The sequence below is a fragment of the Streptosporangiales bacterium genome, assembly GCA_009379825.1.
GTDB lineage: Bacteria > Actinomycetota > Actinomycetes > Streptosporangiales > WHST01 > WHST01.
Genome location: WHTA01000131.1, coordinates 1 through 8,884, shown reverse-complemented (window position 1 = coordinate 8,884; position 8,884 = coordinate 1). Strand labels below are relative to the sequence as shown.

Annotated in this window: 9 protein-coding genes; 6 read left to right on the top strand and 3 right to left on the bottom strand. The window is 67.8% G+C overall.

Annotation, left to right across the window (positions count from 1 at the left end):
* Positions 1-279: 279 nt before the first annotated feature.
* Both GEV07_29910 and GEV07_29905 read right to left on the bottom strand, forming a co-directional pair.
* Positions 280-651, bottom strand: coding sequence for a hypothetical protein (locus GEV07_29910; GenBank protein ID MQA06736.1), 372 nt, complete (start codon positions 649-651; stop codon positions 280-282).
* 132 nt (positions 652-783) lie between these two features.
* The gene (locus GEV07_29905; protein MQA06735.1) at positions 784-1,008 is read right to left on the bottom strand and encodes a hypothetical protein; all 225 of its coding nucleotides are present in this window, start codon (positions 1,006-1,008) and stop codon (positions 784-786) included.
* A 141-nt stretch (positions 1,009-1,149) separates the two neighbouring features.
* On the opposite strand from GEV07_29905, the gene GEV07_29900 reads away from it, so the two are divergent.
* The 6 genes from GEV07_29900 (at position 1,150) to GEV07_29875 (ending at position 8,585) form a co-directional block, all read left to right on the top strand.
* Positions 1,150-1,857 carry a metalloregulator ArsR/SmtB family transcription factor gene (locus GEV07_29900; GenBank protein MQA06734.1) on the top strand — a complete coding sequence of 236 codons (708 nt, stop codon included), beginning with the start codon at positions 1,150-1,152 and terminating at the stop codon, positions 1,855-1,857.
* On the top strand, positions 1,854-2,786 hold the full coding sequence (locus GEV07_29895) for a transglutaminase family protein (GenBank protein ID MQA06733.1): 933 nt from the start codon (positions 1,854-1,856) through the stop codon (positions 2,784-2,786). The genes GEV07_29900 and GEV07_29895 overlap by 4 nt, the downstream gene beginning before the upstream one ends.
* A gap of 121 nt (positions 2,787-2,907) precedes the next feature.
* The gene (locus GEV07_29890; protein ID MQA06732.1) at positions 2,908-3,189 is read left to right on the top strand and encodes a DUF3040 domain-containing protein; all 282 of its coding nucleotides are present in this window, start codon (positions 2,908-2,910) and stop codon (positions 3,187-3,189) included.
* Positions 3,190-3,741: 552 nt separating this feature from the next.
* A complete protein-coding gene (locus GEV07_29885; GenBank protein MQA06731.1) occupies positions 3,742-5,865 on the top strand; it encodes a heavy metal translocating P-type ATPase in 2,124 nt (707 codons plus the stop codon).
* Between the two features lie 742 nt (positions 5,866-6,607).
* The gene (locus tag GEV07_29880) at positions 6,608-7,816 is read left to right on the top strand and encodes an AMP-binding protein (protein ID MQA06730.1); all 1,209 of its coding nucleotides are present in this window, start codon (positions 6,608-6,610) and stop codon (positions 7,814-7,816) included.
* Positions 7,725-8,585: an AMP-binding protein gene (locus GEV07_29875; GenBank protein MQA06729.1), complete on the top strand. Its 861-nt coding sequence runs from the start codon at positions 7,725-7,727 to the stop codon at positions 8,583-8,585. Before GEV07_29880 ends, GEV07_29875 begins: the two co-directional genes overlap by 92 nt.
* Here the strand turns inward: GEV07_29875 and GEV07_29870 are convergent.
* On the bottom strand, positions 8,530-8,884 hold a 355-nt coding region (locus GEV07_29870), incomplete at its 5' end, for a carboxymuconolactone decarboxylase family protein (protein ID MQA06728.1). The genes GEV07_29875 and GEV07_29870 overlap by 56 nt on opposite strands.

Here is an 8,884-nt window from a genome sequence, read left to right as displayed (position 1 = left end):
CACGTGATCGTCGACCACCACATACAGTGCTGTCAGGAGGGTGTTCAGTTCTTTGGTCACACATCGATCTTGAACACCCTCCGCCCCACGTCTCCGCAGCCGCGCCGACCACACCCTTCAAGGAATCACTCATCTAGGGCACGCGACGACACCGCGAAGGGGTGAGATGGGAACAGGGCGTGAGCGGATCGAGTGGCCGGGTCCACAGCGGGGTTCGGGCGCCACTCGTCGGCCAACGAGTTCGAGTCCTCCAACCGACAAGGCGCTCCCGCCTCGTGATCACCGAGGTCGGCGCCACAGCTTCACCGCGTTGTCGAACTCCTCGACCGCCCGGGAGCCGTTGCGTCGAAGGTGCCCGTAGAACCGTTTGCGATCCGTGTCGCGGAACTCGATCTGCTCTGTCCCGTACATCGCCTGTGGCGTGCCAGGTTCGCGGTGTCCGCGGGATGTGAGGAACCGACCGAGGAAGCCTTCCACGTTGGCCGCGCTGGTCCAGTTCGCCTTGTAGACGACCCGGCCGCCGCGGTCGACGATCCAGGTCATGTTCGGCATCTCGCCGTACCTGCGGTGCGCGGTGCCGGAGAGATCGTCGACCAGGATCGGTCGGCGGATACCGATCTCGTCGTGCAGCAACCGGGCGTGCGCGAGCATGCGCTCGAAACTGTCATGGTGCGACACGTCCTCCCCCGGATGCGCCTCACGAGTGTAGACGAAGACCCAGGTGGCCTCGGGGCGCCGGTCGGCCGCCGCGTCGAGCAGAGGACCCTCTGCGGAGCAGTACGGTCAGGTGAACGAGCCGAACTCCATTACCAGCGGCTTCGATCGCCACAGGTCGGCGAGCCGAACCCGCGCGTCGCCGTCAAGCCGGAACGACGCGAAGTCCTCGGCGGGCTCGCGCACGCGAAACGAGCTCCGGAACGCGTCCGCCGCGGCACGCTCCCTCCCGTCGGCGATGTGCTCGTCGAAGTGCGCGTAGTTGTACGCCACCGTTCTCTGTGGTCCGCTCATATCCGTCTCCCTCGTCACACGGGACCAGTCAAGCGCACCCGCACGCGTTCTCGCGTCGCCGGTACGGCGCCGCGGAAGCCTTGACACCAAGCGCAGTTTGTTCAATAGTTCAAGGGAACTATTGAATGATGGGAGTTGGCGGTGTCGGGTCCCAGAGAGCTGGCGTTCGAGCAGCTCGCCACGATTGGCCGCGCTCTTTCCAGTGATCATCGTCTGGGACTGTTGTACGTCCTGATCCAGGGGGAGCGGGGAGTCGAAGCGCTGGCTGCGGCGACGGGCTTGTCGGTCGCGAACGCCTCCCAGCACCTGCAGCACCTGCGGCGAAGCGGGCTGGTCACGCGCCGCAAGTCCGGCAAGCGGGTCGTCTACGCTGTCGCCGACATCGAAGTGTTGACCCTGATCAATACGGTGCGCCAGCTCGCCGAACGCAACCTCGCCGAGATGGATCGCCTGGTCCGCACCTACTACTCGGGCCGTGACCTGCTGGAGCCTGTGACCCGCGACGAGTTGATGGCGCGATTGCGCGAGGGCTCGGTCGTCGTGTTGGACGTACGGGATACCGACGAATACGCCGCCGGGCACGTACCCGGCGCGATCAACATTCCGATTGCCGAACTGCGAGAACGGCTCGATGAGGTTCCCATGGGTCACGAGGTTGTGGCCTACTGCCGGGGCCTGTACTGCGTGTACTCCTACGACGCCTTGGACATTCTCCGTCCACACGGCACCACTGCACGCCGACTCGATGGTGGATTCGCCGGCTGGCTCGCGGCCGGGCTATCTGTCACCTCCGGGACTGCCCAGCCCGACACCATTCAGTCCCGCGTTGGAGCCGGGGGGCCCAGATGACCACCCTGGAAACAAGCGCCACGCAAACACGTACCCGCTATGAGATCATCGACGGCTTCACGATCGGCCCACCGGCCGAGGACGTGCACCGGCTGCAGGTCTGGTGTCCTGTCATCACCGACACGCCGCACCAGCGAGTGCTGGACATGGCGGACTCCTCGGGCATCTGTTGGCAGCTGACCCGAGAGACTGAGTTCGGCAACGTGATGTTTCATGCCTGCGCGGCGCCGCTGCCCGATCCGCTGCCTTTCGAGATTCGCTACCTGATCGAGCGTTCATCTCCTGGGCTGACCGTGGACTCCGGTCGGGTCCGCCAGCTAGCCACACCGCAGCTGTTCGCCCGGGCTCTGCAGCCGGAGAAGTGCGTCGATGTGGACGCCACTACGCGCGAGCTGGCTCGCAGCGTCGCGGGCGACGAGACCAACCCGCTGGAGCAGGCGCGACGCTTCTACGACCACGTCACCGGTTCCATGACCTACAGTGCCGCCGAGCAGTCGTTTAAGGGCAGCACTCAGCACGCACTGGCTTGCTCGGTCGGCAACTGCAACGACATCCACGCCCTGTTCGTCTCGCTGTGTCGCTCCGCCGGCATTCCCGCACGGTTCGTCCTCGGCCAGGCCCTCGATGCACCACCCGAGACCGGCGAGGCCTGCGACGTGTGCGGCTACCACTGCTGGGCAGAATTCTTCATCGCCGGGCTCGGCTGGCTGCCTGCCGACGCGTCGTGCGCCACCAAGTACGGCACGCATGGCCTGTTTGGCGCTCTGGAGACCAACCACATCGCCTGGTCCACCGGCCGCGACCTGCTGCTCGCGCCACCACAGCACACCGAGCGCAGCTCGTTCTTCGCCGCGCCCTACGCTGAAGCTGACGGCTCCGCCTATCCCGTGGCACGCCATCTCACCTACACCCAAGTCAACGAACAATGATTACGGGAAGGGCAGCTCGGGAGAGAAAAGGCGCGGACGCTGGGGTCTCCCCAAGTCGTGCCTGGTGACTCACGCACAAACCACTTTCTCGCACGACTAGACGAAGAGGAGCCGTGCCGCGATGGCCCTGAGCGCTCAGGAACGGCGTCTGCTCGCTGATGTTGAGCAGCGACTGCGAACCGAGGATCCCGAACTGGTCCACGCGCTGTCCACCATGCGCCCAGCGGGGGATCTAACGCGATCCGCTGGCCGCGCCTGGTCAGGGCTACTGCTAACGGCAATCGCGGTACTGTTGATCAGTGTGGGCGCTCTCTTCGGCGAGCCCGACGAGGCACCGTCGCCGCCGAACAAACCGAATACCGGCGAAGTCATCGTGCAGACACCACTTCTCGGGTTTCCATAGACCGTAGCCCCCGGGGCCTTGAGGCAGCTGTGCCAGACTGTGTTGCGGAGATCCGTAAACGTACCGGGTCGGCTTCCGATCTACTCGGCATTGTCGTCCAGCCTCACCAGTCAATTGATGCACCGATCGCCGTGGTGTCGACAATGGCCCTGTTCCGAGGCGAGACTTCGCCTGCGTGTTCACTCGGCGACCCGCTACTGCGGTACATCCGCACACTGGTGCGAACTCCACGGACCAACTGAACCGCCTGAGCCGTCCTGGACCACCACACGACGGCGAGGCCGGGCGCAACCCGACACGTCACCAGGGACCTCCGGGTCGCGCCATCTGTCAGTAGGCGAATCGCGCTCGATGAAGCCCACCCCGGCCGGTCGGTGACTCCTGCGGTAACCCACCCCCGGAGGGGTGGAATAATTGCTCGACTGAACGTGTTCCCGCCAACATATGACGGAGGTGGGATAGGTGGCCGAGCGGGCGAAGCTCCCTGACGCGGAAGACGCGACCAGGACGGATGGCGCAGAACCCGACCGGCTCGCTCTCGACGTCGAGGGCATGACGTGTGCGTCGTGCGCGGTGCGGGTGCAGAAGACGCTCGCGAAGCAGCCCGGTGTGCGCGAGGCCACGGTCAACTTCGCGACCGCACGTGCCAGCGTCGACTACGACCCGGGGGCGGTGTCCCTGGCGGAGTTGGAGAGCGCCGTCGAGCGCATCGGGTACCACGCCGCGCCGGTGGCCGAGGAGGTCGAGGCGGGTGACGCGCACGCGCGGGAGCGCCGGCAGGCACTGGGTCGGCTGTGGCTGGCCTGGCCGCTCGCTTTGGTAGTGCTCGGGTTGAGTCTGACCGTCATGGACCAGCCGTGGGCAAGGTGGACCATGTTCGCGCTCACCGTGCCGGTGCAGTTCGTCGCCGGCTGGCCGTTCCTGCGTGCCGCGGCGGAGCGTGTGCGGTCCTTCGCCGCGAACATGGACACGCTGATCACGCTGGGCACGCTGGCCGCGTTCTCGTACTCCACCTACGAGCTGCTCGCTGGCGGTCTGCATCTGTACTTCGACACCGCGGCGTTGATCATCGCGTTCATCCTGCTCGGCAGGTACTTCGAGGCGCGTGCGAAGGGGCGCGCGTCGGCGGCGCTGCAGAAGCTGCTCGAGCTCGGCGCCAAGCAGGCCCAGGTGGTGGTCGACGGCGAGGAGCGCATGGTGCCGGTCGAACAGGTTGCCGTAGGCGACGTGCTGCGCGTGCGACCAGGTGAGAAGATCCCCGTGGACGGCGAGGTGGCTTCCGGGCAGGCGGCGGTGGACGAGTCGATGCTCACCGGCGAGTCCGTACCCGTCGCGAAGAGCGTCGGCGACACCGTCGCTGGCGCGACGCTGGACACCGACGGTGTGCTCACCGTGCGCGCGACCCGGGTCGGCAAGGACACCGCACTGGCGCAGATCGTGCGTCTGGTCGAGGAAGCCCAGGGCAGCCAGGCGCCGGTGCAGCGACTAGCCGACCGCATCTCCGCGGTGTTCGTCCCGATCGTGATCGGCATCGCGGTGCTCGCCTTCGCCGGCTGGTGGCTGCTCGCGGGTGACCCGGTGGCGGGTCTGGTCGCCGCGGTCGCGGTGCTGATCATCGCGTGCCCGTGCGCGCTCGGCCTGGCGACACCGACGGCGATCATGGTCGGCACCGGCCGCGGCGCGGACATGGGGGTGCTCGTCAAGGGCGGTGAGGTGCTCGAGGGGTCGAAGCGGATCCGGACCGTCGTCTTCGACAAGACCGGCACGCTCACCCGCGGCGAGATGGGACTCACCGACGTCCGCCCGGGGTCCGGCGTGGACTCCGAGCGGTTGCTGCGTCTGGCAGCCGCGGTCGAGGCGGGCTCGGAGCACCCGGTCGGCCGCGCCGTCGTGGCAGGTGCCCGCGACCGGGGCATCGAGGTGCCCGAGGCGACCGACTTCCGTGCGACAGCCGGCCACGGCGTGCATGCACGCGTCGACGACACCACCGTGTACGTCGGTCGACGGAAGCTGATCGACGACCACGGGCTCGCGCTGCCGGACGACCTGGCGGACAGTGCGACGGAGCTCGAGACCGAGGGACGCACCGCGGTGTACGCCGGCTGGGACGGCGCGGTACGCGGCGTGCTCGGCGTCGCCGACTTGCTCAAGGACGACGCGTGTGACGTCGTCGCGCAGCTACACGGCATGGGTCTCGAGGTCGCCATGATCACCGGCGACAACCGGCGCACCGCCGAGGCGATCGCCGCGCAGGTCGGCATCGACCGGATACTCGCGGAGGTGCTACCCGAGGACAAGGTCACCGAGGTACAGCGGCTACAGACCGACGGCCGCGTCGTCGCGATGGTCGGCGACGGCATCAACGACGCACCCGCGCTGGTGCAGGCAGACCTCGGCATCGCTATCGGCACCGGCACCGACGTCGCCATCGAGTCCTCCGACATCACCTTGATGTCCGGCGACCTCACCGGCGTGGTCACCGCGATCCGACTGTCCCGGCGCACACTGCGGACGATCTACCAGAACCTCGGCTGGGCATTCGGGTACAACACCGCCGCGATCCCGCTCGCCGCGCTCGGCCTGCTCAACCCGATCATCGCCGGCGCCGCGATGGCATTCTCCTCGGTCAGCGTCGTCACCAACTCACTCCGCCTCCGCCGCTTCGGCAAGAAGTGAAACCACCCCGTGACAAGGGACGTCCAGGACCTGTATGCGATGGACGGGGGCGTACATCGCCTATGCCGCGGTATTTCGGTACGGGCAGGGCCTGCGGGCCGTGCTGCCGTCATCGGGTGCGGTGGGAAACGGACAGGGCGTTCTCGATGCGGGTTGTGGCACGGGACTGAGCACGCTCGCGTTGATCGAGACACCGCAGACTCGAGGCTCGGGCTATCGCGCAATCCATGCGTACGACTTCACGTTCGGGTTTCGCCGTCCGCCGCGACGGGTAGACGCCGAGTTCGGCGCGCTCGTCATGAGGGGAGTGAGCGTGGCCAAGGTAGCGGTGTTCGTGCTCGCCGACACCGAGACGCATGGTGACCTGGCGCGTGCGGCGGCGTGGTGTACGGGATGTTGTTGTGGGTCATCGGTCCGCTGTTGTTGATGCCGGCGCGTCTTGGCATGCCGCTGTTCGCGGTCGACCGGACCGCGTTGATGAGCTTGATGGGACACATGATCTTCGGCTGGTGACGGCGTTGACGCTGCTCGGCATCCGCCGCCGCAGCAAGTCCTGACCGCCGGCGAACCGCACGACATGTCGCGTTACCTCCAGTCTCACGACGCCGGTGCGTGGCGTGCCGACGACGAGTCGGTGCGGTGGTGACTGTCAGTGAGACGACGCAGTTCGTGGAAGGAACCTCGGCGCTCGCCGGGTTTCCGGCACGTCGGCTGATGATCAGCGAGCGTTCTGGAGGACCGCATGTGTGACCTGGACGCCGTCTTCAAGGCGTACGACATCCGCGGGATCGTTCCGGAACAGTTCGACGAGGACGGCGCCGAGGCGGTCGGAGCCGCGTTCGCCAGGTTCACGCGTGCGGACGCGGTCATCGTCGCCCACGACATGCGGCACTCCTCCTGCCCGCTGGCCGCCGCCTTCGCAAGAGGCGTGACGGGGCGCGGTGTGGACGTGGTCGACGCCGGTCTCGGGTCGACCGACCTGCTGTACTACGCGAGCGGCTCGCTGGGCGTCCCGGGTGCGAGATGTTCACGGCCAGGCACAACCCCTGCTCAGTACAACGGCATCAAGCTGTGCCACGCGGGTGCCAGGCCGATCGGCAGGGACACCTGGCTCGACGAGATCCGTGCCCTCGTCGAGAGGGGAGTACACCGGCACCATGGCACCGGTGGCGCGCGGTTCGGTGTCGCGGCGCTAGAGACCGCCGAGGGCGACGTCACGTACCGCGAGTTCGCCGAGCTCGTCGAGGGCGCCGTCGACCGGCTCACCGAGCTCGGGCTGCGCCGCGGCGACCGGCTCGCCGTCGCCGCACCTAACGGTCTCGACATGGTCGTCGCGATCTGGGCCTGCGCCCGCGTAGGATTCGTGTTCACCGGCCTGTCCACCCGGCTGCGCGCGGACCCGTGGGCGGCGATGCTCAGCCACAGCGAGCCCGCCCTCGCTCTCGCCGCACCCGCGTACCTCGACCAACTGCGCGACGCTGTGTCGCGCGCCGGGCTTCCCGACGACCTCGCACGAGCGCTCGACGAGTTGCTCACCGGGCGACGCACACCGTGGCGCGGCGACTGCGCCGATCGTCGGTTCCCCGGCGAGGACGACGCGTACGGCGTCATCTACACCTCGGGCACGACCGGCCACCCGAAGGCGAGCCAGCTGGTGCACCGCGGCACCATGCACTCCGCTATCGCCTACGTCCGCACGCTCGGCCTCACCGAGGACGACCGCACCGCACTCGTGTTCCCGCTCTACTACGTCACCGCCCACGTCGCCCAGGAGGCCCCGATGATGCTCATCGGCGGCACCAGCATCACCGTCGCGGACTTCGACCCGGCCGGGTTCGTCGACCTGATTCGCGACCGCAATGTCAGTTACCTCATGGTCGTGCCCAACATCTGGCCGTTGCTGGTCCGCAACCCCGCCTCCGCTGGCCCGACCTCGGTCACGTCCGCATAGGTGCGTTCGGCGGCTCCCCGGTGCCGATCTTCACCATCGACGCGCTGCGGGAACGCATGCCACAGCTGCGGCTCTACGACTGCTACGGCCTCACCGAGACCCGCTCACCCGCCACCTGCCTCACCGACGGCGAGTTCGCCCGCAAACCCGGCTCGGTCGGCCGTGCGTTGCCGTGCGCCGACCTCGCCTCGACGACGACCACACGCTACCGCTTGGCGAGGTCGGCGAGCTGCTCATCCGCGGACCCATGGTCACCAGCGGCTACTACCGCGACCCGGAGGCAACCAAGGCAGCGATCGTCGACGGCTGGCTGCGCACCGGCGACTACGCCCGCGTCGACGACGAGGGCTACATCTACCTGCTCGACCGGAAGAAGGACGTCATCATCCGCGTCGGCAACAATATCTACTCCGTCGAGCTGGAGTACCTGCTCGTCCGCCACCCGGCCATCGCCGAGGCCGCCGCCGTCGGCGTCAGCAACCCGCTGACCTACCAGGACGTCGCCGTCTTCGTCGTCCCCGCAGCCGGTCGAACCATTGACGCAACCACCGTCCGCCGCTGGGTCAAGCAGCACCTGGCCGACTACGCCGTGCCGAGCCACGTCCACATCGTCGACGAGCTGCCCCGCAACCGCACCGGCAAGGTCGAGAAGACCCGGCTGCGACACCAGCTGGAGCAGACACCGAGCCCGCCCGTCGGTGACCAGAAATGCACTACGGCAGTGCTGGTGCCGGGGGCAGGTCGAGCTCGGTGCGTGCGTAGTGGTTGAAGTAGTTGGTGAACATGTTCGCGATCACGTGCGCGAAGAGCTCGGCGAGCTCCTCGTCCGTCCAGCTCGCGTCGACCGCGTGCTGCCAGGTGTCGTCGTCCACCTCGCCGAGGTTCTTCGCCGCGCCGCGGGCGACGGCAAGTAGTGCGTCGAGCTTGTCGGCGACCGGGTTGTCCGCGCGGATCGCCTTGGTCTGGTCTTCCGACAGTCCGGCGCGCAGCCCCGCGGCGGTGTGCGCGGCCTGGCAGTAGTCGCATCCGTCGACGGCGCCGACCGCGAGCGCGATCGCCTCCCTCGTG